This is a genomic window from Azospirillum sp. FG154 (genome assembly GCF_057809575.1).
The window spans coordinates 60,631-86,040 of record NZ_JBMDKF010000003.1 but is presented as its reverse complement, the minus strand read 5'-3'; the positions used below and the strand labels follow the sequence as shown (position 1 = coordinate 86,040).

The following is a 25,410-nucleotide window of genomic DNA, read 5'->3' as shown; positions in this document are numbered from 1 at the left end:
CGCAGGCCCCTGTTTGGCCAAAGCCGTCAACGCAGGACGTTTCCCATGACCGCGCCGCCCATGACCACAGCCTCCCGCGCCAATCTTCCGGCGGCGCGCCGCCGCTTTCGCTGGCTGTGGACGGCGCTGTTCGGCGTCGGGTTGCTGGGCGCCGGATTGCTGGGGGGCGGGGTCGCCTGGCGCGCCCGATCCACGGGCGAGGCGGCGGCCACGGCGACGCAAGCCGCCGTTCCCCCCGCCGAACGCCCCGTCGAGCTGTCGGCGGTGGAGGTGACGCGCATGGTCCCTCGCCGCCTGCTGGACACGGTGCGGCTCAGCGGTTCGGTGACGCCGATGGAGCAATCGGCGGTCAAGTCGGAGGTCGCCGCCAAACTGGTCGAGGTGAGGGTGCGCGAGGGGCAGGCGGTGAAAAAAGGCGAGATCCTCGCCCGCTTCGACACCGCCGACCTGACCGCCAAGCTGAATGAGAAGCTCAGCAACCTGGATGGGGCCAAGGCGCAACTGGTGCTGGCGGAGAAAACCCGCTCCAAGAGCGCGGCCTTGCGGCGGAACGACATCGTGTCGGAAACCAATTTGGATCAGGCGCAAAGCAGCCTTCAGTTCCAACAGGCCCAGGTCGGCGCGCTGAACGCCCAGGTTGAACTGGCGCGCGAGGCGTTGCGCGACGCCGTCGTGCTCAGCCCCATCGACGGCATGGTGTCGGTCCGCGCGGTCCATCCGGGCGAAAATCTGGCGATCAACGCGCCGATGTTCACCATCGTCGATCTGAGCCGGGTGGAGGTCGAGGCCACCGTCCCCGCCGACGACGTCGCCCGCCTGCAAATCGGCCAGAGCGTGCGGCTCCGCGTCGAAGGCTTTGACGACCGGATCTTTCCCGGCCGGATCGCCCGCATCAACCCGATGACGCGGGCGGGATCGCGCGCCATCCCGGTCTATGTCAGCGCCGACAACGCCGACGGCGCCCTGCGCGGCGGCATGTTCGCCAGCGGCGAGGTTCAGGTGGCCGAGGCGGACGCCGCCTTCGCCCTGCCCCCGGTGGCGATCCGCCACGACGACCAGGGCGATTTCGTGCTGGTGATCGCGGGCGACCGCACGGAACGACGGGCCGTCACCCGGCGCGGTCTGTGGGCGCGCGGCGATCTGGCCCAGGTCGATGGGCTGGTCGAGGGCGACCGCGTCGTCACCGGCAATCTGCCCGGCCTGACCGCCGGGCGCGCCGTCACCGTGATCGGGGCGTAACCTCATGCCGATCACCCGCATCAGCGTCGACAACCCGGTCTTCGCCACCATGATGATGGTGGCCTTGATGGTGCTTGGGCTGTTTTCCTACAACCGTCTGGCCGTCGATCAATTCCCCGACATTGATTTTCCCATCATCGTCGTTTCCACCCAATATCCCGGCGCCAGCCCGGAAACGGTCGAAACCGACCTGACCCGTCCCATCGAAGACGCGGTCAACACCATCGCCGGCATCAAGACGCTGACCTCGCGCTCCTACGAAAGCCAGTCGGTGGTGATCGCCGAATTTGATTTGAAGACCGCCTCCATCCAGGCGCTACAAGACGTGCGCGAGAAGGTCGCGGCCATCCGCGCCAGCTTCAACGCCGACGCCAAAGATCCGCAGATCACCCGCTTCAACCCGGATGATCGGCCCATCCTGTCCATCGCCGTCAAATCCGATCTGCGCACCTTGCGCGATTTGACGACGCTCACCGACCAGATCGTGTTGAAGCGCCTGCAAAATGTGCGCGGCGTCGGCAAGGCGACCATCGCCGGTGGGGTGAAGCGGCAAATCCAGGTGCGGCTGAAGCCCGAACGGTTGGAGGCGCTGAACGTCGGCGTTGACGAGGTCATCCGCGCCGTGTCCAACGAAAACCAGGACCGCCCGGCGGGCGCCGTGTCGGGCAACGGGGCCGAGCGGGTCGTCCAGGTCGATGGCCGCGTGACGGAACCACGCCAACTGCTCGACCTCATCGTCGCCCGACGCGGCGGCGCGCCGGTGCGTTTGGGCCAAGTGGCCGAGGTGATCGACGGGCAGGAGGAGCAAGATTCGCTCGCCCTGTTCAACGGCGCCCCGGCCTTGGCGGTGGACGTCGTCAAGGTGCAGGGCGCCAACACGGTGGAGGTGGCGCGCGGCCTCTACAAGGCCATCGCCGCGCTGAAAAGCGGCGGCGACCTGCCCGCCGACGTGACGATGGAGGTGGTGCGCGACAGCTCGCTGGGGATCACCAACTCGCTGAACAACGTGCAGAAGACCTTGATTGAGGGCGGCGCGCTGACCGTTTGCATCGTCATGATCTTTCTGGGTTCCTGGCGCAGCACGGTCATCACCGCGTTGACGCTGCCGGTCGCGGTGATCGGCACGTTTGGGGTTCTGGCCGCCTTCGGCTTCACCCTGAACGTCATGACGTTGATGGCGCTGTCGCTGGCCATCGGGATTTTGATCGACGACGCCATCGTCGTCCGCGAAAACATCATGCGCCATCTCGGCAAGGGGCAAGGCCACCGACAGGCGGCGCTGGACGGCACGTCGGAAATCGGTCTGGCGGTGCTGGCGACCACGCTGACCATCGTCGCCGTCTTCCTGCCCGTCGCCTTCATGGGCGGCATCATCGGGCGGTTCTTCCTGCAATTCGGCATCACCGTGTCGGCGGCGGTGCTGATCTCGCTGTTCGTGTCCTTCACCCTCGACCCCATGCTGTCCAGCCTGTGGTACGATCCGGCGGCCCATGGCCGACACGGAAACGGCCCCTTCGGGCGCTTCGCCCGCGCGTTCGAGCGCGGATTCGACGCGGTGTCCCACGGTTATGGCCGTTTGCTGGGTTGGGCGCTGCGCAGGCGTTGGCTGGTGCTGCTGTTGGCGCTGGGCCTGTTCGTCGGCAGTTTTCTGCTGGTGCCGCGCATCGGCGTGGAGTTCGTGCCCGCCGCCGATTTGGGCGAACAGATGATCGACGTCGAGGCCCCGGTCGGCTCCTCCCTCGACTACACCGCCGCCAAGATGCGGCAGGTCGAGGCGGCGATCCGCGAATTTCCGGAAATCGCCTACACCTACGCCACCGTCAACACCGGCGTGTCGGTGGGGCGCAACCGAGGCAGCCTGTTTCTGCGCTACAAACCCATCGACCAGCGCAAGCGCTCGCCCAACGACCTGGCCCCGCTGCTGCGGGCGCGGCTGGCGGAAATCCCCGGCGTCACCATCGGCGTCACCATCCCCGGCGTCGGCGGCGCGCAAAAGCAAATCCAAGTCTCGGCGCAGGGCCGCGACATCGCCGAGTTGGACCGGATCGCCAAACAGATCAGCGCCGCCATGGCCCGCATCCCCGGCTTCGTCGATGTGGACAGCAGCCTGAAGGCCGCCAAACCCACTTTGTCGGTGCGGTTGAACCGCGATCTGGCGAGCGATCTTGGCGTCGGCACCGCGCAGGTCGCCGCCGCCCTGCGCCCGCTGTTCGCCGGGGACACGGTGTCAAGCTGGAAGGCCCCGGACGGCGAGAGCTATGACGTGCTCGTCCGCCTGCCCGAAGGCGACCGGATGGGCCGTTCCGACCTGGACCGCATTTATCTGTCGGGCGGCGTCGACGCCAACGGCACGCCGCGCATGGTGCCGCTGTCCCAGGTCAGCCAGATCACCACCACGCTGGGCGCGTCGCAGATCAACCGTCGCGACCTTCAGCGCGAGGTCAACGTCAGCGCCAACGTCCAGGGCCGCGCGGCGGGCGACGCGGGCAAGGATTTGCAGGCGGCCATCGCCAGCATCGCCTTGCCGCCGGGCTACCGCGTCGTTTTCGGCGGCTCGACCAAGGACATCGCCGAAACCAGCAGCTACGCCGCCCAGGCGCTGGCGCTGGCGGTGATCCTGATCTACCTGATCCTCGCCTCGCAATTCGGCAGCTTCCTGCAACCGCTGGCGATCATGGCTTCGCTGCCGTTGGCCCTGATCGGGGTGTTTTTGGGGTTGCTGGCCGCCGGATCGACGCTGAACATCTTCAGCGCCATCGGCTTCATCATGCTGATGGGGTTGGTGACGAAGAACGCCATCCTGCTGGTGGATTTCGCCAACCAGGCCCAGGCGCGCGGGGCCGACCTGCGCGCGGCGGTGATCGAGGCGGGAATCATCCGTCTGCGGCCAATCATCATGACGACCATGGCGATGATCTTCGGCATGATCCCCTTGGCGCTGGGCATCGGCGAGGGCGCGCAGCAACGCGCGCCGATGGCCCACGCGGTGATCGGCGGGCTGATCTCCTCAACCATCCTGACGCTGCTGGTGGTGCCGGTGATCCTGACCTATCTGGACGCGCTGTCGCGTCGCATCAAGGGCTGGTTCACCCACGCCGATCCGGACACGCAAAGCAAGCTGCACGGGACGGGCGGGTGACGCCCTGACTCTGGACTTGCCCACACAAGGCTGAAAATATTGTGCCGAGCGCGCGCAATCAGGGGGGTGGGAGAAGCGCGGGCCATCCTCGGACGGTTCTGGGATGGCGCGCCGGACAAGGCGGCTTTCATGACCGCCTCATGAACACGGGCTGCGACGCCCCACTTTTCCCGGGAAAGCCCACGTTCCTCTTGCGCGAACCCCACCGCCCGATCCATCACCATAGCGCCCGATTGAAAACCGCCAAACGCCGCATTCCAAGAATGGCAAGACCTTTATGACTGAATCAATCGAAACCACAGATGATATCGGAACTGGCGATGGATGCAAAAATACGCGCCTCTCGTCATCCATATTTGTTTATATGAAATTGGCGAGAATCCATCAGTGGCCCAAAAATATATTGATTTTTATGCCAATAATTCTCTCACACCACTTCAATTACTATTTGGCTGTAAATTATTTTGCGTGCTTCTTGTCTTTTTGTTTTTGCGCGTCGTCAATTTACATCGTGAATGATTTTTGCGATCTGCCGTATGACAAAGCCCATCCCGAGAAACGCCGCCGACCTCTGGCGGCGGGAAGCGTGTCCCCAGCCGCAGCCTTGACGACCTCGGCGCTGGCCCTGTGCGCCGCCCTGGCGATGGGTTGGCTGGCTGGACCGGGCGTCGCCCTTGTCATCGTTGGCTACGCCGCCGTCGCCGTCGCTTACTCCACGCTTCTGAAGCGGGTGTTCATCCTCGACGCGCTGACGCTGACCGGCCTCTACGACGCCCGGCTCGCCGCTGGCGCGGCCGCTTGCGGCGTCGCGCTGTCGTCTTGGCTGATCGCCTTTTCGTCGTGCCTGTTTTTCGGGCTGGCGCTGGTCAAGCGGGTTTCGGAAATCGCGAGCCGACAACAAGCCGGGTTGGGCGACCCGCCGGGCCGTCCCTACCGCCTGAGCGACCGCCCGTTGCTGGAAAGGCTGTCGGCGGTCGGGTGCTTGTCCGCCGTCGTCATTCTGGCTTTGTATCCGGAAAGCCAAACGGCGGCGAGCCTGTACGCGTCGCCAAAAATCCTTTGGGGCGCCGCCCTGGCCCTTGCCGTCTGGGTGTTCCGGTTGTTGTCGCTGGCCCGTCGCAACGCTCTTCCCGACGATCCGGTCGCCTTCGCTTTGTCCGACCGGGTCAGCTACCTGTGCGGGGCGGCCATCGCGTCGTGCGGAGCCGCCGCCGCCATGCTTCCCGGGTGATCGGCCTTCGCGCCGGGGAGGACGCCGGTCACAGCCTCAACCGTTTGAACAGCGTCTCCGGCAGCGCGCGGATGATGAGCATCACCAGACGCCAGATCCCAGGCGCGTAAACGACCTCGCGGCCACGGGTCGGCGCGGTCGCGATCACGCGCGCCACGTCGTCGGCCTCCGCCGTCAGGAAACGGGGCAGCGCCATGCCCTCGGTCATGCGGGTGCGGACGAAACCGGGCTTGATGGTGACGACCCGCACGCCGCGACGACTCATCCGGGCGCGCAGCCCGGACAGAAAGGCGGAAAAGCCCGCCTTGGCCGATCCATACACATAGTTGGCGGCGCGCCCCCGGTCCCCGGCGACGGAACTGACGCCGATCACGACCCCCGATCCCCGCGCCGCCATGCGCTGGGCGATCTCCCCCAGCAACAGGGCCGGGCCGATGAAGTTGCCCCGCATCATTCGTTCCGCCACCGCGCCGTCGGCCTCGGCCCGTCGCTGGTCCTCCAACGAGCCGACCAGACAGACCACGACGTCCGGCAGCCCCGGCAACCCGGCGACGAAGGCGGGAAAGCTGGCCGTGTCCAGGGCGTCGATCCGGCGCGTCGCGACGTTGACGCCATGACGCAGGCGCAGATCCTCGGCGTCGCGCTCCAACAGGGCCATGTCGCGACCGGCCAGGATCAACGACCATCCCATCGCGGCCCAGCGCAACGCCACGGCTCGGGCGATGTCGGAGGTCGCTCCCACGATCAGCGCCAACGGAACGCCGCTCACAGCCCCAACCTTTCCGATTGCCGGGAGCGGAAGCGCCGATCAGGATCCCAAGCCGCCCGCGTCTGCGCGAATTGCTCAAGTTCGGGATAGCCTGTCCGCATCATCGCGGCGGTCATGCGCGCGTCCTTGGCCAGATAAAGCCGCCCCCCGCAATCGGCGACGATGGCGTCCAGATCGTCGCACAGGGCGAACGACGCCGGGGAGACGGGAAAATCCAGCGCCAGAGAATGGCCGTCCATCGGAAATGACAGAAAGCCGCCCCGGCGCGGTCCCATCCGCTTGAGCACCGCCAGCAGCGGTCGGCAATCGGCGGCGGCGATCCGCTTCAGCAGCGCCCGCAGCCCCGCGCGCGCGCTCGTCCGGGGCAACACGCATTGATGCTGGATCAGCCCGGCCCGACCATACAGACGGTTCCAGGCCGCCAGCCCATCCAGCGGAAAGAAGAAGCGATCCAACCCGACCAGCGCCTCGCCCGGTCGCGACGCCCGGAAATAGGCTTCGTTGAACAGCCGCGCGACGACGGCGTTCAACGCCAGAATCGGCGGCACGTCGCAGGGAACCGTTCCAAGGCGCGGCGGCGACCGCCGCAAAGGCGCGGCCCGCAAGGCGCGCGGCAACTCCTCAAGCCGGGCGTGCTCGCCGCGCGTCAACACCGACCGGCCAAATCCTTGGCCGCCGGAGCGGCAATCGATCCAGGCGACAGTGTAGGTCCAGTCGTCCGACGCCTCCAGCGCGTCCAGGCCGGACTCAAGGTCCGGCAGACGCAAGGTCTCCTGGCGGATCATGGCCGTCTCGATCCGGCGCAGACGGATGGCGGCGCGCAGGATGACGCCGGTCAAGCCCATCCCGCCCCGCGTGGCGCGAAACAGGCGGGCCTCCCGATCCGGGCCGCAGCGAATCACCCGACCATCGGCGGTCAACAGATCAAGCCACAGCGTGTGGTCGCCAAAGCAGCCGTCGCGATGGTGATTTTTGCCATGGACGTCGGCGGCGAGCGCCCCCCCGACGGTCGCCGCCCGCAGACCGGGAACCACCATGGGAAACCAGCCCTGCGGAACGAACGCGTCGAGAATGTCGTCCAGCGCGGCCCCGGCCTCGCAGGTCAACGCCCCCGCGACCGGATCGAACGCCAGAAAGCGATTCATCGCCCGCGCCGACAACACGCCGTCGGCGTTCAGCGCCGCGTCGCCATAGGCGCGCCCGGCCCCACGGGCGATCACGCTGACGCGGCCATCGACCAACCGGCGGGCGTCGCCCTCGTGGCGGGCTGGAAACACCGGGCAATCCAAACTCGGGTAACGCCCCCAACCCGACAGAATCACGCCCCGGCTCTCCGTTTCAGGACCATCGTTCCAGGGACCATCGCAACAAAGACTCGTTCGGACAAGCCTTCAGGACAGCGTCAAGGTGGATTCCTTGCCGACCGCGTCCAAATTCTTCGCCAGCCACAGCTCCGCCGTTTGACGTCCGGTTTCGCGCAGCCAGCACAAAAAGCTCCAATCCGTCACCAGCTTGGAATGGACGCCCAGGCCGCGCAGGGCGCCGTCGGCCTCGACCAGATGCAGGCGCGGACCGCCCGTCTCAGCCATCATCGCCCGCAATTCGGTCAGCAGCGGGGCGTTGAAGGTGATCTGGTTGAGGCGCTCCGCGATCGCCATGGGATGCTCCGGGGTGTCCAGCGCGGTCAGCGGGTTGATCGTCACCACGGCGATGTCGGCGTCGGGACAGGCGCCGACCAGCGGGCTGACCGCCGGGTTGGCGACGTAGCCGCCATCCCAATAATCGACTCCGTCGATGCTCACGGCGCGGAACAGATGCGGCAGGCAAGCGGAGGCCAGCAGATGATCGACGCCGATCTGCGTCTCGTCGAACAGAGCCAGCCCGCCGGTGCGGACGTTGGTGGCGCTGACGAACAGCCGCAGACCGGATTGGCGGATCAATTCCGGCTCGACCAGTTCGGTCAGCAGGGCGCGCAAGGGGTGAAAATCGGCGGATTGCGTCTGATAGGGCGTCACCCAACGCCGCGCCCACTCCACCAGATGGCTGCCGAAGACGTTGTCGACGTTCCAACGGTCGCTGGCCACCCGCTCGCTCCAGCGGGCGAACAGCCGCGCGGTCAGGCTTGGGCGGATCGGCCCCAGACGCCCGGCCTCGCTGACGCGTTCCCAGAAATGATCCAATTCGGCCCGCGCCCCGGCCCGCCCGCCGCGCGCCCAGCCTTGGGCCAGCATGGCGGCGTTCATCGCCCCGGCGCTGGCCCCGCTGACGCCGACCAACTCAATCGTCTCTTCCTCCAGCAGTCGGTCGAGCACGCCCCAGGTGAAGGCCCCATGCGCCCCGCCGCCCTGAAGCGCCAGCGCCAGCCGACGCGCGGGCGGCGGCGTTTCTTCCGGCGGCGGCGAGGGCAGCGACAGCGGCCCGGTCGAAGCCGTTGGCGCGCCCGCCTCCCCCACAATCCGGCGGCGCAGGCCCCGCCAGAAGGTCGTGAGACTCGGCATGATCGGAACTCCTCGTGAATGCTGCATTGCAGCATGGGGAGTCTTCACGGTCGAAACAAGGCCGCCGTCAGACTGGATCCATCAATTGCAGCGATTGGGACGGCGGCGAAATTGGAAATGCGGTCGGACTCCGGGTAAAGCGGAATGACGCCCGCGCCATTTGGAAACAAGGTCAGAGCGTTCCCGGCTTGTCCGCGCCCAAACCGGGCAACTCGACCGAACGGACGACCGGCCCGCCGAAACGCTCCCACGCCAATTCATGGCCGATGTAGACGAATGGACCGATGACGAAGGCGAAGGCCGACAGCCCGGCGGCGGCGGCGACGTCGCCAATCACCATGTAGTTCGACGAGAAATCCAACGTGGTGACGATTCCACGAAAGGTGATGGTCTTCCAAACCGTGCGGCCCAGCCCGCCGCCCTCGGCTGTCTCGATTGGCGCCGCGTCGGTCGATGGCGCCGCCGTCCAGTTGGGCAGCGGGCGGGGACCATCCAGCCGGTTGCGGAATCCCCGCTCAACCTGATCCCACGCGGCTTCCACCCATTCGGCGTCCGGGGCCAACGGCGCGCGCGCCGCGCCCGCGCCCGCGCCATTCTCCACCCCGCCATCAAAGGCGTAACGGACCTGAAGCGCGTCGTGCGGGTCGGTGACGCGGAAGTTGGCGGTCGCCCAACGTTCCGGCAACCGCCAGCCCTGACGCTCCGCCTCGCCCAAGGTCTGCACCCATGCGGGATCGAGCGTGTCCCGGTCCGCCGTCCCGACCAGACTGACCCACGCGCAAGATCCGTCATGGTCAGAGGCGTAGCGGACGCGCGCCAAGGGCAAATCGGCGCGCTCGCAAGCCGGAGCCTTGCCCCACAGCGGATCGGCGCCGGGACTGGCCACCTGAATCAGCGCCGCCGCGTCCACGCTCTGGCCCCGAACACGAACAAGGCTGAGACTGGTCACGGCCCCCGGCTTGTCCAGGGTCGGCGGCGAGAACGCCGCGCGCCCCGTCAGCCGCCATTCGCCATCCGGCAACGGGATTTGCTTGCCATCGACCGTCAGCCCCCCGCTCAACACCGTGGCGGGGTCCGGCGACGGCGACTCCGCCGCGACGGCGGCACGCGTCGGCTGAAGCGTCAAGGCGCACAGCGCGCCGAGCAGAAGGGAACGAAAGCGCATCGGACGATCCTGGCACGCACGCACAATCGCTCTCCAGCTTGCCGGGAAATCAAAATCCATTTTGACCGCTGTTTTATACCGCGCCGCAACGCCTCACCCCAAAGAAATTTGTTCAACATGGATCAACCGCCCCCAGTGCGGGATCATCATCCAACTCAATTGGTCAAACCGTTACAATTTGTTCATTTTCATTCCAAACAGGCCGCCGAACGCACCCGTCTCTCTTATGGATATTGGTAAATAAACCTTAGGTTGATTCAATTTTTGCTCAAGTCTTGCCTATGATCCATTCATGCCAATCGACGGTCGGCCAAAAGGGGCGGATCCGCCATCGCTGGTGGGGCAAGGGACAAGAGCCGGACACCGCCCTCGCCGCGCCCGGATCAAAGACGTCATTTGATAGGGCGACAGGCATGACCGCCGGTGACGGTCGCAGCGCGGCCGTCACCGGGGGACGGGATGGTCAACTCGGCCAGATCAAGCCAAAATACAGGTCCGCGCCGCAGGGCGCGACCGCGCAGCCGGTCGCGGTCGAAACGCTCGGAACAGCCCCCTGCCCCGTCCACACGCCACCGCCGTTCATCGTGGACAGATGGACGCTCCGGTCGCCGTTGGCGCCCTGCCACGCCGCCAGCAACCCGCCGTTGAACGACGCCAAGGCTGGCCAGGTGTCGGAATTGGCGGAGGGAATGGTCGAGAGAGTCGTCCAACTGGACGTTGAACCAGGGTAGGAGGCGTAATAAACGGCGGTGTCGGAACCGACTCCCCGCCACGCGGCGTAGAGCTGACCGTTGAAGACCGCCGTGGCGATGCCGCCCGTGGTGGTGTTGGCGCCCGGGATCAAGGCGACGCCGCTCCAGGAGCCGGTCGTCGTCATGGCGGAATAATAGACCCGCGCGTCGCCGTTCACGCCCTGCCAGAAGAAATAGAGCTGGTCGTTGAAAACAGCCAGCGTTGGGCCGGTGTCGGTGCCGTCGGCTTTTGGAACCGTGGACAGGGACGACCAGTTGCCGCCAGCGTCGAGCGACGCGTAATAGATCGCCGAGTCGGTCCCGGTCCCGCGCCACGCCACATAGAGGCAGCCGTTGAACGCCGCCGCCCCGATCCAGCCGACGGTGCTGAAGGCGGCGGGGATGGCGCCGACTCCGCTCCAGGCGCCGGAGGCGGGGGCGAAGGACTGGACATGGACCGCCTGATCGTTTCCCGTCCCGCGCCACGCCGCGTAGAGACAGCCGTTGACGTCGGCCAGGGCGAGATTCTTGCCGGCTGTGAAGGCCCCCGGCGCAAGGCCGGTGTTTGACCAGAAGCCAGCTTGGCTCCGGGACAGGATTTGCAACTGCGTGGTCGACCATGTCGGCACGATCCAGGCCGGCGGGGACGTCGTCAACACGGCCAAGGTCAGCATCTGCGATGGATCGCTGACGTTATAGGTCGTGACGCTGCCCAGGGAGCATTCCCCCCCGCCCTGGCTGAGCGCGTTGACCCCGGCGTTCATATACGGCTGGCCCTGATAGCAGTTGTCGTAGAAATCAAAGACAAAGCTGCCGTTCGCGGTCGCCCAGATCTGATACGAACTCGTGGCGACGCTGCCGCTGAAGATCGACGGATACCCGGCTCCGGATGGAACCATATAGAGAGGCGCGCCTCCGCTCGCAAAGGACAGCGCGAAGCGGTACTGGGTGTTGGCGGTCGGATTGCTGATGTCCATGGCCGCCGTCAGCGTCGCAAGGACCGGGTTCGGCGCCGAGAACCATCCCTGGGAGTAGTCGCCAGTCTCTGCGACGAACCAAAGATAACGGAATGGCGCAGAGGTCGTGGAAATGGCGACGTTGGCGCTCTGGCCCCCGCCGCTCGCCAAAGCTTGGACAAGGGCCGTAACGGCGCTGGGAATGTTGTCGTCAAGGAAATTTTGAAGATTGCTTATATTGCCATTGATTTGGCTTATCCAAGATTGCCCTTCTGGGAACGAGATTAAATTTTTTTCGTTGAGTGCGATTGCCCAATTAACGCAAAACAACGCCATAACATAATATTTGTAGTAATTTACTGAAATTGAACGAACGCCGACGTAATATGAAAAAAACTCGTTCGATGCGATCATCTGGGTGTTTTTGTTGTTTATCAGACCTGGAGACACCTGCGTATTGGAAATCAGAAGCGTCGCTATTTCGTTGACATTGTTGAGGATGCCGGAGCTGCCATTGATAATATTGTTGCCAACAGCAACCATTCGGGCCTGGATGTTCGCCATATCCGCCGCAGTGCTGATTTTTGTGGCGGCGATGTCCTGAATGTCCTCGTAGCATGATGAAATCATCGTCGTATATTGGGCGACGGATGTTTCTTGGAACAGAGATTCAAAGGATGAAATTTGCGAGCTGATGCTGGACAGCGTGGTGTTGAGTTGCGCCAGGGAGGACTGAATTTGTTGCAGGTCGCTGAGAACCTGCTCGTTCACTTCACCCTGGTCGATGGTGTTGATGAATGTGTTGGCCCAGGATCCCAGACTCGGCAGACCGATGTCCGCGCCAAGAGCGTTGAGCGGCAGGACGAGGACATCCGACAAACTGCTCATTTCATTCCCTCCGTTTCCGAATGCGACCGATCCATGGCGCCGGCCATTTGTGGAAATCAACTCCCGAGATGAGCGCGCAGCTTCCGGAGCGCCCCAGGCGAGGATAAATTGGGCGGGGCGCCCGCGCGAAGCGAAAGTGTAAGTGCGCGCCTGTGGAGTATGGTGGCGATGTGCGCCGGGGCGCTTCATCAGCCGGGTGGCGTCAACCCTCCATTGGCCAAGACGCGCGGCGTGGAAAGCGTCGGCGGAATGCTCTAAGCATGGGGCCGTCCGCCCTGCCCTTTGACCATCGCGAGTCGCCGCCCGTGCCGATCCTGATTCCCATCGACGATCCCGACGATCCGCGCATCGCCGCCTATCGCGACGTGCGCGAACGCGATCTGGTCGGGCGCGACGGGCATTTCATCGCCGAAGGGGCCGTGGTGGTGCGCAGTCTGGTGGTCGCGTCCGGCCATCGGGCGCGGTCGCTGCTGCTGGCCGACAAGCGGGTGACGGCGCTGGAGCCGCTGCTCGCCAAGCTGCCCGCCGACACGCCGGTCTACGCCGCCGGTCAGGCCGTGCTCGACCGCATCGTCGGCTTTCCGCTGCACCGGGGCATTCTGGCCTTGGGGGAGCGCGCGCCGCAGCCCAGCGCCGCCGATCTGCTGGCCGCCATGCCCGCGCGGGCGCGGGTGGTCATGCTGTTCGGCATCGGCAACCACGACAATCTCGGCGGCATCTACCGCAACGCCGCCGCCTTTGGCGCCGACGGGGTCATTCTGGATTCCGGCTGCTGCGACCCGCTCTACCGCAAGGCGATCCGGGTGTCGGTCGGGGCGACGCTGCTGGTTCCCACCGCCCGGCTGGCGGCGGGGGAGGATCCGCTCGCCCTGCTCGACGCCCTGGGGTTCGCGGGGGTGGCGCTCAGCCCCAGCGGGGCGGAAACCCTGGCGCGGATGGTCCCGCCGCCGCGCGCCGCCCTGCTGTTCGGGTCGGAGGGGCCGGGCCTGCCGCCCGCCCTGCTGGCCCGCGCCCGCAGCGTGCGGATTCCGATGGCGGGCGATTTCGACTCCCTGAACGTGGCGACGACCAGCGGCATCGTCCTGCACCATTGCGCCGCCGACCAGGATGTTTCGCGATGACCGACGACGCGTCCGCCCCTGCTTCCGACGCCTTTCCCGCCGCCGACCCGCATCTGATTTACGACCTCGCCGTCACCCACCCGGAGGTGACGACGCTGGGCGCCGCCGGGTTGCTCCGCCTGTCCGACGCCGAGGGGCGCGGGCTGGCCCCGCTGGGCCTGCCGCTGCCCAAGGGCAAGCGCGACCTGCTGGTTCCCGCCGACCGCCGGGCCGGGATCCTGTTGGAAATTCAAGGCCGCGTTGACCGCGCGCAACGGCGCGACGCCCTGCTCGCGCAGGCCCGCCGGGCGTTGCCGGACGGTAGCGCGTCGCTGCTGTCCGCCGACGACCGCACCCGCGTGCGGGCGGTGCGCGAGGATTGCTTGCGCTGGCCCGGCCTGCCGCTGCCGGTGCGGCTCCAGGCCAGCCGGACGCTCGACGCGCTGGAACTGGCCGATCTGGACGATTCCACGCTGGCCGCGCGGCTGACCCAAGACCCGACGCTGACGCGGGCGCTGGAAGACGCCCTGTCGCGCGTCGCCGCCGCCCTGCGCCGCTACGCCGAGGAGATTGGCGAGCCGCCCGACGACTGGAACTTCGCCGCCTTCGCCGACCGCCTGTCGCGCGCCGCCCGCAACCGCTTCGACGCCGACGATCTGCTCGACCGATGGGAGCGGGAGCACGACCAGTGGCGGCGCGACCGGGCGGAGGGGCGCGGGCGGGCCTATGTCAGCCGCCATTTCGATTTTTCCCGCTTCGAGCATCTGTTCCCGACGGCGCGCGGCATCAAACGGAAATTGGTTCTGGTGATCGGCCCGACCAACTCCGGCAAGACCCACCGCGCCATCGCCGCCCTGCGCGCCGCCCGCGACGGGGTTTATCTGGCCCCGCTGCGCCTGCTGGCCTTGGAGGTGATGGAGCGGCTGAACGCCGAGGGAACCCCAACCACTTTGGTGACGGGGGAGGAGGAGATCCGCACGCCCGGCGCCCGCCACACCGCGTCCACCATCGAATTGATGGACCCCAACCGCCCGGTCGAGGTCGCGGTGATCGACGAAATCCAGATGCTGGCCGACCCGGAACGCGGCTGGGCCTGGACCGCCGCCTTGATCGGGGTTCCCGCCGACACCCTGTTCATTCTGGGCGCGCCGGAGATCCGCCCGCTGGTGGAGCGCGCCGCCGCCCATCTGGGCGAGCCGCTGGAGGTGGTGGAGTTGGAGCGCAAGACGCCGCTGACCCCGCTCGACCGCCGCCTGGATTGGCCGGAGGTCGAGCCGGGCGACGCGCTGATCGCCTTTTCCCGGCGCGAGGTGCACAGCGTGCGCGACACGCTGCTGGCGCGCGGCCTGTCGGTCGCCGCCGTCTATGGCGCGCTGGCCCCCGCCGTCCGCCGCCGCGAGGCCGCGCGCTTTCTGTCGGGCGAGGCCGACGTCGTGGTGGCGACCGACGCCATCGGCATGGGGCTGAACCTGCCCTGCCGCCGGGTTCTGTTCACCGCGCTGGAAAAATTCGACGGCACGTCCGTCCGCCCGCTGACCGCCACCGAGGTGAAGCAGATCGCCGGGCGCGCCGGGCGGTTCGGCCAGCATGAGGAGGGGTTTTACGGCGTCATCGGGCGCGGCACGCCGCAGGCCCTGCGCCAGTTGCTGGAGCGGCCCGACGCGCGCCTGCGCGCCGACGCGCCATTGCCGGTGCGCCCGTCCCGCGCCATGCTGGCCCGGTTGGCCGAGCATCTTGGCGGGGCCGAAACCCGCCTGCTGGTCGATTGCTTCACCGAGGGCAACAGCGCGGCGAAAACCGCTGGATCGCCCTTCCGCCTGTCCGACCTGTCGGCGCTGCGCCGCGCCGCCCTGCTGGTGGATTCCCGGCGCTTGAGCCTGTCCCAGCGGCTGGATTTGCTGCTCGCCCCCGCCGATCTGGACGATGCGGCGGACGCCCGCGTCTTCGCCGCCATCCTCGACGCCATCGAAGCGGGGGACCGGCTGCCGCTGGCCCGTCTGATGCCCGACCGGCTCGACGGCTTGGAGGCCGACGCGCTGGAAGCCTATTCGCGCGCCTGCGACCTGTATTTCTGGGCCGCCCGCAAATTCCCCGACGCCCTGCCCGACCGCGACCGCGTGCGCGCCGTCCGCGACGCCATCGGCCAACGCCTGTCGGAGAAACTCGCCTCCCGCGCCCGCCGCCGCGAACCGCCGCCCGCCGCCGGTTTCCGGGGCGCGCCGCGCAAACGGTTCGGCCCGAAACGGCGGTGAGCGCGGCCTGAGCGGATCAGGCTTGCTTGAGGAACAGCGAGACGGAGTCGTTGTTCAGCGGCGCGCCGATCACCGTCCAACGCCCGGCGCGGAACTGGAACAGGTCAAAACGCGCGGTCGGGCGCCCGCTGCCATGCAGAAAGACCAGGCTGTGGCCGGTGATCCGCCACGCCGCCTCGCCGCCGCGCCCGCCCTCGACCCGGCCATCGGGCAGAAGACGCAGGCCGCAGAGCCGGTTTCCGGCGACATCCTCCAGGCTCCACGCCCCGACGGTGAGATCAACCGGCAAGGCCGCCGACGGGGCCGCGACCGGCGCGGGGGAGTCCAACGTCGCCGCCGTGGGGGAGCGCAGGAAATAGGTCTGTCCAGGCCGGTTCGGGTCTTGGCCCGTCAAGCCCGACGCGGGCATCCCGCCGCTTGGCAGGGGAAAGCGCACCGATGGTCGACCATCGGCGTCGTAGAAGGTCAGCCCGTCATCTTCCACCGACCAATAACGCACCCGCGCGTCGTCGCCGCCAGTGACGCCGCCATCCGCCGCCAAGGCGAGCGTCGTCGCCGCCCGCCCTTCCGCCGGACCAAAGGCCCAGACGCTGTTTTCCAGAACCAGCGGCCCGCCCGTTGACGGCGGCTGGTTCGGGGTTGGTTGGATCGGGAGTGGTTGGGGTTGGATAGTCGGCGCCGGACTCGACTGCGGCTCCGCCCAAACGGGCGACGATGAAGGAGCGGCCTGCCAGCCGCCATCCACCACCCGCAGCGACGACAGCGGCACGGTTCCGTGTTGGCTGGCGAAGGTCAAAGTCCAGCCGTCGCCCTGCTGCTGCGACACCCCGGAAATCCAGTGGTCGCCGGTGTCGTAAAGGGTCAACGCCCCGGCGATCTCCACCGCCAGACGACGCGCGTCGGCGAAATAGGCGTAACGCAGATCATTCTGCGCGCCGCTGGCGTTGGGCGCGCCCAACCCGCTTGGCCACCAATCGCCGCCGAAACCGCCCCCCGAACCGCTTCCAGAGCTTGCCGCCGCCGCGTCCTCCCGCCATGTCCCCGGCGCTGGGTTCAGCAGCAGGGCGGCCAGGTCCGTGCACAGCCCATCGACGGTGGCCTTCAGCGCGTTGTTGAACAGGTCGCTGACCATGGTCATGCCGCCCTGCATCCACTGCCCCGCCCCGCCAAATTCCGGGTGGCTGAATTGGGCCATGGTTCCGCCGCCGTTGGTCAAGGCCGCCAGCATGGTCCGCGCCGCGTCGTCGCTGACGCCGCGACGGCGGGCGATTCCGGCCAGCCGTTCCTGGCCTTCGGCCGTCAAACTCCGCATCGTCATCAGCGCGCTCCTGCGTTCGTTCCGTGTCGGGCGGACCCGATCAATCGGCCTGTTCCGGCCAAAAACCGGCGTCCATCATCTGCGCGAAGCTGTAGGGGCATTCCGCCGGAAACACCCGCCGGGGCAAGCCGGTTTCTTTTTCCGCCTCGATCAAGGCCAGACGGTAGGCGTCGTGAATGGCGGAATCGAGCCTGGCCTTGAGGCTTGGGTTGTCGTCGAGGTGGCTGGACAGGCGGTAACGCTGCTCCTCGACGCTCAAACGCCAACTGTTGCCGCGCAAGCCGGGTTGGAACTGCCATTTCAGCAGGTGAAGCGCCAGAACGACCAAGCGGTTGACCAGTTCGCGCTTCTCGCTCCGGCCCATGCTCTCGATCTCCTCGGCGATGTGGGCGATGTCGGCGTCGCTCAGCTTTCCGGCGCGCAGCAACGCCGCCTGCTCGTTCGCCCAGGCGTAAAAGTCGGTGTCGTAAAGGGACGCGCTCACGCCGGTTCCTCCTCCTCCTCCGCCGCCGCCTTGGTCCGGGCGCGTTTGACCGGGGCGGGGGGCGGGGCCTCGCCCGACGGGTCGGCCAGCGCGTGCAACAGACGCTCGCGGATTTTCGCCAACTTTCCGTCGTGCGTCACCTTCAGGCCGAACACGTCCTTCACGTAAAAGACGTCGATGGCCTTCTCGCCGAAGGTCGAGATCTTCGCCGAGGAGATCTGAAGCGTCAGGTTCGACAGGGCGCGGGTCAGGTCATAAAGCAGGCCGGGACGGTCGCGCCCGTTCACCTCGATCACCGTGTGGGTGGTGGAGGCGGCGTTGTCGATCAGCACGCGCGGCGGCACATGGAAGACGCGGGTGCGGCTGGCGTGGGAGGTCTTGCGCGTCGCCAGATCCTGCAACGGCTTCAATTGCCCGGACAGCACCCGTTCGATCATCACCGACAGCTTGGCCAGCTTGTCGCCGCTTTCAAACGCCCCGCCCGCCCCGGCGTCCTGGACCGAAAAGACGTCCAGCGCCATGCCGTTGGTCATGGTGAAAATGCGGGCGTCCACAATGTCCGCCCCCGACGCGGCGAAAGCCCCGGCAAGGCGGGAGAACAGGCCATGGTGATCGCTGGCGTAGATCGTCACCTCCGTCACCGCGCGGCTGCGGTCGATGCGGGTGTCCACCGTCAGCTCCCGCTTGTCGCGCTCCGCCCCGCGCAGGATGCGGGCGTGGTGGGCCAGCGTTTCGGCGTCGAAGGCCAGCCAATAGGCGGGATAGCCAAGGGTCTTGTGATGCTCGTAAGCCGCGTCGTCGAAATCGGTCAGCTCGTCGCGCAAGGCGGCTTGGGCGGCCTGGATGCGGCGCCCGCGCCCCTCCACCGTCATGCCGCCGGACATCACCTCTTCGGAACGGTTGTAGAGTTCGCGCAGAAGCGCCGCCTTCCAATTGTTCCAGCGCTGCGGCCCGACCGCGCGGATGTCGGCCACCGTCAGCACCAGCAGCAGGCGCAGCCGCTCGGGCGATTGGACCAGGGCGACGAAATCGCGGACGGTCTTCTCATCCTCCAGATCGCGTTTGAAGGCGGTGTGCGACATGGCCAGATGCCAGCGCACCAGCCACGCCACGGTTTCGGTTTCCTCCGCCGTCAGCCCCAAACGCGGGCACAGCTTTTCCGCCACCCGCGCGCCCAACACCGAATGGTCGCCGCCGCGCCCCTTGGCGATGTCGTGCAGCAGGACGGCGACGTAGAGCGCGCGTTTGGAAACGACCTTGTGGATCACCTCCGACGACAGCGGCAGCTCGTCCACCAACTCCCCGGCGGCGATCTTGTGCAGGATGCCCAGGGCGAACAGGGTGTGCTCGTCCACCGTGTAGACGTGGTACATGTCGTATTGCATCTGCGCCACCACCCGACCGAAATCGGGGATGAAGCGGGCCATCACCCCGGCCTCGTTCATCCGGCGCAGGGTGATTTCGGGATCCTTCAGCCCGGTCAGAATGTCGAGGAACAGCCGGTTCGCCTCCGGGTCGGCCCGCAGCTTCGGCCCGATGGCCGTCAGCGAGCGGGTGATCGAGCGCAGGGCGTTCGGGTGGACGTCGATGTCGTTGATCTGGGCGGTGTGGAACAGCCGGATCATGTCGATCGGCTTTTCTTTGAACTGGCGCTCGTCGCGCGCGTTCAGCCGCTCGCCATCGACGACGAAGCCGTCCACGTCCTTGCGCCGGGCGACCGTGGCCAGACGCAGCAGGTTGAATTTCGGCGGGCGTTTCGATTCCGCTTCCAGCGCCGCGCAGAAGATGCGCGTCAGATCGCCGACGTCCTTGGCGACCAGGAAGTAATGCTTCATGAAGCGTTCGACGCCCTTGGTCCCGGCATGGTCGGTGTAGCCCATGCGCGCGCCGATGGAGGTCTGGACGTCAAACGTCATGCGGTCCTCCAACCGCCCGGTCAAGTAATGCAGGTGGCAGCGCGCGGTCCACAGGAAGTTCTGCGCCTTGGCGAAGCGCTGCGCCTCTTCCGGCGTCAGCACCTTCTTGCCGACCAGCTCATCGACGCCTTCGACCCGGTAGAGGTATTTGGCGATCCAGAACAGGGTTTGCAGATCGCGCAGGCCGCCCTTGCCGTCCTTCAGATTGGGTTCCAGCACGTAACGGCTGTCGCCCATCTTCAAATGGCGGTTGTCGCGCTCGGCCAGCTTGGCCTCGACGAATTCCGGGCCGGTGCCGATGACGACGTCCTTGTCGAAGCGCTTGCGGAGTTCGGCGAACAGTTGGCCCGGCCCCCACAGATAGCGGGCCTCCAGGATCGCCGTGCGGATGGTGACGTCGGCCTTGGATTGGCGGATGCACTCGTCCACGCTGCGCACGGCGTGGCCGACCTTCAGCCCCAGATCCCACAGGATGTAGAGCATGTATTCGACGACCTGCTCCACGCGCGGGGTGCGCTTGTAAGGCAGCAGGAACAGAAGGTCGATGTCCGACGCCGGCGCCAACTCCCCCCGGCCATAGCCGCCGGTCGCGGAGATGTCGAACACCTCGCCCGAGGTCGGGTTGGCGGTGGGGAAAATGTGCAGAACGGTGAAATCGGCCAGCGAGCCGATCAGCCGGTCGGCCAGATAGCAATTCTCCCGCACGCAATCCTCGCCCGAACCACCGGCCTCAAAGCGCTTGCGCACCTCCTCCCGCCCCTCGGCCAGGGTGCGGCGCAGGCAGGCGATCAACGCGGGGCGGAGTTTGTCGCCCACACCATGTTCGGCCACCAGCGCCTCAAGCTCGCCGGACAGCTTTCGCCGCGAGATGATCGCGCGCTTGTTGGGAATCGTGTGGGGCTTGGGCGGGGCGAGCGGCGCGGCGGCGCGTGCGGACAGCATCAAGGGAACCGACCTCACATCATCGGCTGTCCGGGCTGGACAGACCGTTTGAACTATAACGGCAAAGTCCAGCCTTGGCACGCCTGATGGCGGAGGGGCGCAGGGCAATCGGGTGAAGGCTTGAAATTCCTTTATTGGAAAATTCGTCATCCCCGCGAAGGCGGGGATCCAGAGTTCGCAGAGCGAATCTGACCGGAAAGCCTGGATCCCCGCCTTCGCGGGGATGACGGAAAATCCTCTATCACAGGTTTATAACCCTTCATCCGGCTGCCCCAGACGGACGGGCGAATCTGGGTTGAAATTCGTCCCGCCTGTGACCGCCGTCACTGTTCGGGTTGGATTTCCAGACCAGGATGAATGGAAGCGTTGGTGGGAAGGCGGTGGATCATGGTTGGCGGCATGGACAACGGTCGGCGGGAATTGACGGCTTTGGGCGACGCCCTGACCATGGCCGAACGCGGGCTGGACGGTCAGCAATCGCCCGCCGCGCTGATGGCCCGCCTGCTGCGCGTGACGCGGCTTTACCCCAAGGCGGTGGACGAGACGCTGATGTGGCAGATCACCGATCTGGTCGCCGGGCGCGACATCGCCGACAGCTTCAAGCTGGTGGTCATCCGCATGGGCTGGGCCTCCATCCTGCAAGCCGAGTTCAAGGCCCATGGTCTGCGGGTCGCCGGATCGCGCAAAATCCACCGCCACGCCCGCGCCGCCTGAGCGGTCACGCAAGACAACAAGCCTGGGAAGAAATTTCCCACCGGAAAAAACAACCGACGCGATCCTGCCTGAACGCGGCGGGGCTTCCACCCCAAAACCCAGTCAATGCTTTGATATAAAATAATTTTCAGTCTTGGCACAACATCTGCTTGGCGTTTCGACGCGCCGCCCGGAATCCCGGTCGCGGCGCCAACCCCGCCGTTTCGGGACGCCCGCCATGCAGATCTCCGGCTATTCCAGCTACGCGACCAACCCCTACGCCCAAACCCGTTCGACCGCCAAAAGCGGCGCGAGCGAGAGCGGCGCGACAAACGGCGAGGTCGCCGCGCCGAAAACCAGCGCCGCCGACGCCTTCCTCGCCGAAGCGAAGAAGACGCCAGCGCAGCGCATCCGCGACGATTGGCTGGCCCGTCATAAGATGTCCGAAGAGGATCTTCAGACAATGGATTCCAAAAAACGGGAATCCGTTGAAAAAGAGATCGCCGAAGAGATCAAGCGCAAGCTGACCGGCAAGGACGCGCAGCGCGGGGCGGCGCTGAACATGGTCGCCTGACCGGCCCGCCCCCTCGCCGCTGTTTCCTCCCTTACGCCTCGCGCGCCGACAGATGGACGTTCTGCCCGCCCTCGCGCTCCAGCAGGGCCGTGGCGCGCAACTCGCGCTCGTCGTCTGTCACCGCCACCCACAGGATGACGCCGCCCGCCTCCAACGCGCGGGAAAATTCGTCCGGCTTGGGGTGGCTGGTCAACTCGTCCAGATAATCCTTGATCGCCACGCCGCCCAGACCGGCGGCGACCAGGGCGGCGACCGCCGCCTCGATCGGGCCGCCGACGATGGCGATCAGCCCGGCGGTGGTCAGGGGAAAGGCGTATTTCAACTCGCCCACCAGCCCGGTCAACGCCTCGTCGCGCGGCTTGGCCGCCTTGGGGTCGGCGGCTTCCAGCGAGGTGTGGCTGGCCAGGATCGACAAATCCGAACGGTCGAACCCATCCCCCAGCAGCGCGGCGACCGCCTGGTCGAACGTAGCCCGACTGGTGAACAAGGCGACGACCTCCCGCACCTCGCGGGGGGCGTTCTGTGCGGTCGATTGCGTCATGATGGCCGACTCCCGGTCGTTTGATTCGGTGTTTTGCGGAACCGGATCGACGCGGCGCGCCGCCGGTTCCCCTCCATTGAACGTCCCGACACGCGCGCCCGTCAATGGCAAGCCGGTGAAATCGCAATCATTCGCGCGCGTCTGATTGTCCCAGCGCCCGCCGCCCCTTCCTGCGGGTCGCCGCCGCCCGGACCGCGTGCTAGGCTGCGCCGCCTCGTGCGCCGCCTCATCGCCGTTCCTTATCCTTATGGTCGAGTTTCCCGCCGTGTCCGACACCGCCGCCGCCGACATCGTCATCCCGCCCGACGCCACGCCGATGATGGCGCAGTATCTGGAGATCAAGCGGGCGCACCCGGATTGCCTGCTGTTCTATCGGATGGGCGATTTCTACGAGATGTTCTTTCAGGACGCGGTGCAGGCCGCCGCCGCGCTGGACATCGCGCTGACCAAGCGCGGCCAGCATCTGGGCGAAGACATCCCGATGTGCGGCGTGCCGGTCCATTCCCACGAAAATTACCTGCAACGCCTGATCCGCCAAGGCATCCGCGTCGCCATTTGCGAACAGATGGAAGATCCGGCGGAAGCCAAGAAGCGCGGGGCCAAATCGGTGGTCAAGCGCGGCGTCATCCGCATCGTCACCCCCGGCACGCTGACCGAAGACAGCCTGCTCGATTCCCGCTCCTCCAACTGGCTGGCGGCCATCGCCGAAACGGCGGGCGGCGTCGGGCTGGCGTGGCTGGAGATGTCCACCGGCGAGCTGGTGGTCCAGCCGGTCGAGCGCGCGGGCTTGGGCGCGGCGCTGGGCCGCCTCGACCCGCAAGAGGTGCTGATTTCCGAAAAGCTCGCCCAGCAGCCCGACCTGTTCGAGCTGTGGGGCGAGTGGAAATCCCGTTTGACCATCCAACCCAACCCGCGTTTCGACAGCGAAAACGGCAAACAGCGCCTGCAAAGCCTCTATGGCGTCGGCACGCTGGACGCCTTTGGCCTGTTCACCCGCGCCGAGGTGGCGGCGGCGGGGGCGCTGGTCGGTTATGTCGAGTTGACGCAGAAGGGCCGGGTTCCCCGCCTGTCGCCGCCGCGCCGCGTCGGCCCCGGCGCGGTCATGGAGATCGACGCCTCGACCCGGCGCAATCTGGAACTGACCCGCAGCCTGACCGGCGAGCGGCGCGGCAGCCTGCTGGCCACCATCGACCGCACGGTGACGGGGGCCGGGGCGCGGCTGCTGTCGGCCCATCTGTCGGCCCCGCTGACCGACCCCGCCGCCATCGCCGCCCGCCTGGACATGGTGGAGTTCGCCCAGACCGAGGAGCGGTTGCGCGGCGGTCTGCGCGAAACGCTGCGCCGCTGCCCGGATCTGGAACGCGCCCTGACTCGCCTGACCCTGGGGCGCGGCGGCCCGCGCGATCTGGCGGCGGTGCGCGACGGCTTGATTCAGGCGGCCATCGTCCGGCAATTGTTGAACGACGTCAGCCCGCTGCCGGAAGGCTTGGCGCTGGTGGATCGGCGCCTCGGCGAGCATGGCGAACTGGTCGGGACCTTGACTCAGGCGCTGGCCCCCGACCTGCCCTTGCTGGCGCGCGACGGCGGTTTCATCGCACGCGGCTATTCCTATCCGCTGGACGAGTTGGTGACTCTGCGCGACGAAAGCCGCCGCCTGATCGCCGGGTTGCAAACCAAATACGCCGACCTCGCCGGGGTCCCGTCGCTGAAGGTCAAGCACAACAACGTGCTGGGCTATCACATCGAAGTCACCGCCACCCACGCCGACAAGCTGATGACCGGCAAGGGGCGGGAAACCTTCATGCACCGCCAGACCATGGCGAACGCCGTGCGCTTCGGCACGGTGGAGCTGTCGGACCTGGAACGGCGGATTTCGGAGGCCGCCGACAAGGCGCTGGCCGTCGAAATCGGCCTGTTCAACGAGTTGGTGGAGGCGGTGGCGAGCCGCGCCGACGCCGTCGCGCTGGCCGCCCACGCGCTGGCCGAACTGGACGTCGCCACCGCGCTGGCCGAACTGGCGGCGGAGCGGCGCTACACCCGCCCCCTGGTCGATGATTCGCTGGCCTTCTCGATCCAAGGCGGGCGGCATCCGGTGGTGGAGGCGGTGTTGGACGCCGCCCACGCCGGTCCCTTCGTCGCCAACGATTGCGATCTGGCCCCCGACAGCCGACTGTGGCTGCTGACCGGCCCGAACATGGCGGGCAAATCGACCTTTCTGCGCCAGAACGCCCTGATCGCCGTGCTGGCCCAGATCGGCAGCTTCGTTCCCGCCGAACGCGCCCACATCGGCGCGGTGGATCGCCTGTACAGCCGCGTCGGCGCGGCGGACGATCTGGCGCGCGGGCGCTCCACCTTCATGGTGGAGATGGTGGAGACCGCCGCCATCCTCAACCAGTCCGGCGCCCGCGCGCTGGTCATCCTGGACGAGATCGGGCGCGGCACCGCCACCTTCGACGGCCTGTCCATCGCCTGGGCCTGCGTGGAAAGCCTGCACGACGTCAACCGCTGCCGCGCGCTGTTCGCCACCCATTACCACGAACTGACGATGCTGGCGTCCAAGCTGCCCGCCCTGTCCTGCCACACCATGCGGATCAAGGAATGGCAGGGCGACGTCGTGTTTCTGCACGAGGTCACGGCGGGATCCGCCGACCGCAGCTATGGCATTCACGTCGCCAAGCTGGCCGGGCTGCCCCCGGCGGTGGTCGGACGGGCCGAAGCGGTGTTGAAGCTGTTGGAATCGGGCGACCAGAACGCGGCGATCCACCGCTTGGCCGAAGATTTGCCGCTGTTCAGCGCCGCCCTGAAACGCGCCCCCGCGCCGGTGTCCGACAACGCCCCGCCGCCCAGCGGCCCATCGCCGGTGGAAGAGACCCTGCGCGCCATCGACCCCGACAGCCTGACGCCCCGCGCCGCGCTGGACGAACTCTACCGCCTGCGCGGCATGGTGGGAAAATAACCTCGCCCCTGCGCCTGC

The 25,410-nt window shown here is 67.0% G+C and carries 17 protein-coding genes; 8 read left to right on the top strand and 9 right to left on the bottom strand.

All coding sequences use genetic code 11. The features are described from left to right. Positions 1 to 45 precede the first annotated feature (45 nt). The 3 genes from ACODS4_RS04525 (at position 46) to ACODS4_RS04515 (ending at position 5,609) form a co-directional block, all read left to right on the top strand. The gene (locus ACODS4_RS04525) at positions 46 to 1,239 is read left to right on the top strand and encodes an efflux RND transporter periplasmic adaptor subunit (protein WP_488861150.1); all 1,194 of its coding nucleotides are present in this window, start codon (positions 46 to 48) and stop codon (positions 1,237 to 1,239) included. Between the two features lie 4 nt (positions 1,240 to 1,243). After that, complete coding sequence (locus tag ACODS4_RS04520; RefSeq protein ID WP_488861148.1) at positions 1,244 to 4,378, top strand: efflux RND transporter permease subunit; 3,135 nt, start codon at positions 1,244 to 1,246, stop codon at positions 4,376 to 4,378. Between the two features lie 277 nt (positions 4,379 to 4,655). Continuing rightward, complete coding sequence (locus ACODS4_RS04515; protein WP_488861146.1) at positions 4,656 to 5,609, top strand: UbiA family prenyltransferase; 954 nt, start codon at positions 4,656 to 4,658, stop codon at positions 5,607 to 5,609. Positions 5,610 to 5,637: 28 nt separating this feature from the next. Here ACODS4_RS04515 and ACODS4_RS04510 read toward each other — a convergent pair whose 3' ends face one another. The 5 genes from ACODS4_RS04510 to ACODS4_RS04490 all read right to left on the bottom strand — a co-directional run bounded on the left by ACODS4_RS04510 (position 5,638) and on the right by ACODS4_RS04490 (position 12,616). After that, positions 5,638 to 6,378, bottom strand: a complete 741-nt coding sequence (locus tag ACODS4_RS04510) for an SDR family oxidoreductase (protein ID WP_488861144.1) — start codon at positions 6,376 to 6,378, stop codon at positions 5,638 to 5,640. Further along, positions 6,375 to 7,700, bottom strand: coding sequence for an FAD-binding protein (locus ACODS4_RS04505; RefSeq protein WP_488861142.1), 1,326 nt, complete (start codon positions 7,698 to 7,700; stop codon positions 6,375 to 6,377). The genes ACODS4_RS04510 and ACODS4_RS04505 overlap by 4 nt, the downstream gene beginning before the upstream one ends. Before the next feature lie 69 nt (positions 7,701 to 7,769). After that, a complete protein-coding gene (locus ACODS4_RS04500; RefSeq protein ID WP_488861140.1) occupies positions 7,770 to 8,876 on the bottom strand; it encodes a patatin-like phospholipase family protein in 1,107 nt (368 codons plus the stop codon). A gap of 172 nt (positions 8,877 to 9,048) precedes the next feature. After that, positions 9,049 to 10,041: a DUF2061 domain-containing protein gene (locus ACODS4_RS04495; protein ID WP_488861138.1), complete on the bottom strand. Its 993-nt coding sequence runs from the start codon at positions 10,039 to 10,041 to the stop codon at positions 9,049 to 9,051. Between the two features lie 463 nt (positions 10,042 to 10,504). Continuing rightward, positions 10,505 to 12,616, bottom strand: coding sequence for a hypothetical protein (locus tag ACODS4_RS04490; RefSeq protein ID WP_488861137.1), 2,112 nt, complete (start codon positions 12,614 to 12,616; stop codon positions 10,505 to 10,507). A gap of 260 nt (positions 12,617 to 12,876) precedes the next feature. Between ACODS4_RS04490 and ACODS4_RS04485 the strand changes: the two genes are divergently transcribed. Both ACODS4_RS04485 and ACODS4_RS04480 read left to right on the top strand, forming a co-directional pair. Beyond that, positions 12,877 to 13,737 (top strand): TrmH family RNA methyltransferase, encoded by an 861-nt coding sequence (locus ACODS4_RS04485; protein ID WP_488861135.1) that lies wholly within the window; start codon positions 12,877 to 12,879, stop codon positions 13,735 to 13,737. Next, on the top strand, positions 13,734 to 15,968 hold the full coding sequence (locus ACODS4_RS04480) for a helicase-related protein (protein WP_488861133.1): 2,235 nt from the start codon (positions 13,734 to 13,736) through the stop codon (positions 15,966 to 15,968). The genes ACODS4_RS04485 and ACODS4_RS04480 overlap by 4 nt, the downstream gene beginning before the upstream one ends. 16 nt (positions 15,969 to 15,984) lie before the next feature. Here the strand turns inward: ACODS4_RS04480 and ACODS4_RS04475 are convergent, their stop codons facing one another. Genes ACODS4_RS04475 through ACODS4_RS04465 form a run of 3 tightly spaced genes read right to left on the bottom strand, consistent with a single transcriptional unit; the run spans position 15,985 to position 20,628 of the window. Beyond that, complete coding sequence (locus tag ACODS4_RS04475) at positions 15,985 to 17,286, bottom strand: hypothetical protein (protein WP_488861132.1); 1,302 nt, start codon at positions 17,284 to 17,286, stop codon at positions 15,985 to 15,987. 40 nt (positions 17,287 to 17,326) lie between these two features. After that, entirely contained in the window at positions 17,327 to 17,770 is a 444-nt protein-coding gene (locus ACODS4_RS04470; RefSeq protein ID WP_488861130.1) for a DUF29 domain-containing protein, read from the bottom strand. After that, positions 17,767 to 20,628: a [protein-PII] uridylyltransferase gene (locus ACODS4_RS04465; RefSeq protein WP_488861128.1), complete on the bottom strand. Its 2,862-nt coding sequence runs from the start codon at positions 20,626 to 20,628 to the stop codon at positions 17,767 to 17,769. The genes ACODS4_RS04470 and ACODS4_RS04465 overlap by 4 nt, the downstream gene beginning before the upstream one ends. 387 nt (positions 20,629 to 21,015) lie before the next feature. Between ACODS4_RS04465 and ACODS4_RS04460 the strand changes: the two genes are divergently transcribed. Beyond that, positions 21,016 to 21,342, top strand: coding sequence for a hypothetical protein (locus ACODS4_RS04460; RefSeq protein WP_488861126.1), 327 nt, complete (start codon positions 21,016 to 21,018; stop codon positions 21,340 to 21,342). 217 nt (positions 21,343 to 21,559) lie between these two features. Further along, positions 21,560 to 21,895 carry a hypothetical protein gene (locus tag ACODS4_RS04455; protein ID WP_488861125.1) on the top strand — a complete coding sequence of 112 codons (336 nt, stop codon included), beginning with the start codon at positions 21,560 to 21,562 and terminating at the stop codon, positions 21,893 to 21,895. A gap of 31 nt (positions 21,896 to 21,926) precedes the next feature. Here ACODS4_RS04455 and ACODS4_RS04450 read toward each other — a convergent pair whose 3' ends face one another. After that, positions 21,927 to 22,436 (bottom strand): hypothetical protein, encoded by a 510-nt coding sequence (locus ACODS4_RS04450; RefSeq protein WP_488861123.1) that lies wholly within the window; start codon positions 22,434 to 22,436, stop codon positions 21,927 to 21,929. A gap of 247 nt (positions 22,437 to 22,683) precedes the next feature. On the opposite strand from ACODS4_RS04450, the gene mutS reads away from it, so the two are divergent. After that, the gene (mutS, locus tag ACODS4_RS04445) at positions 22,684 to 25,392 is read left to right on the top strand and encodes a DNA mismatch repair protein MutS (RefSeq protein WP_488861121.1); all 2,709 of its coding nucleotides are present in this window, start codon (positions 22,684 to 22,686) and stop codon (positions 25,390 to 25,392) included. The last annotated feature ends 18 nt before the right edge of the window (positions 25,393 to 25,410 follow it).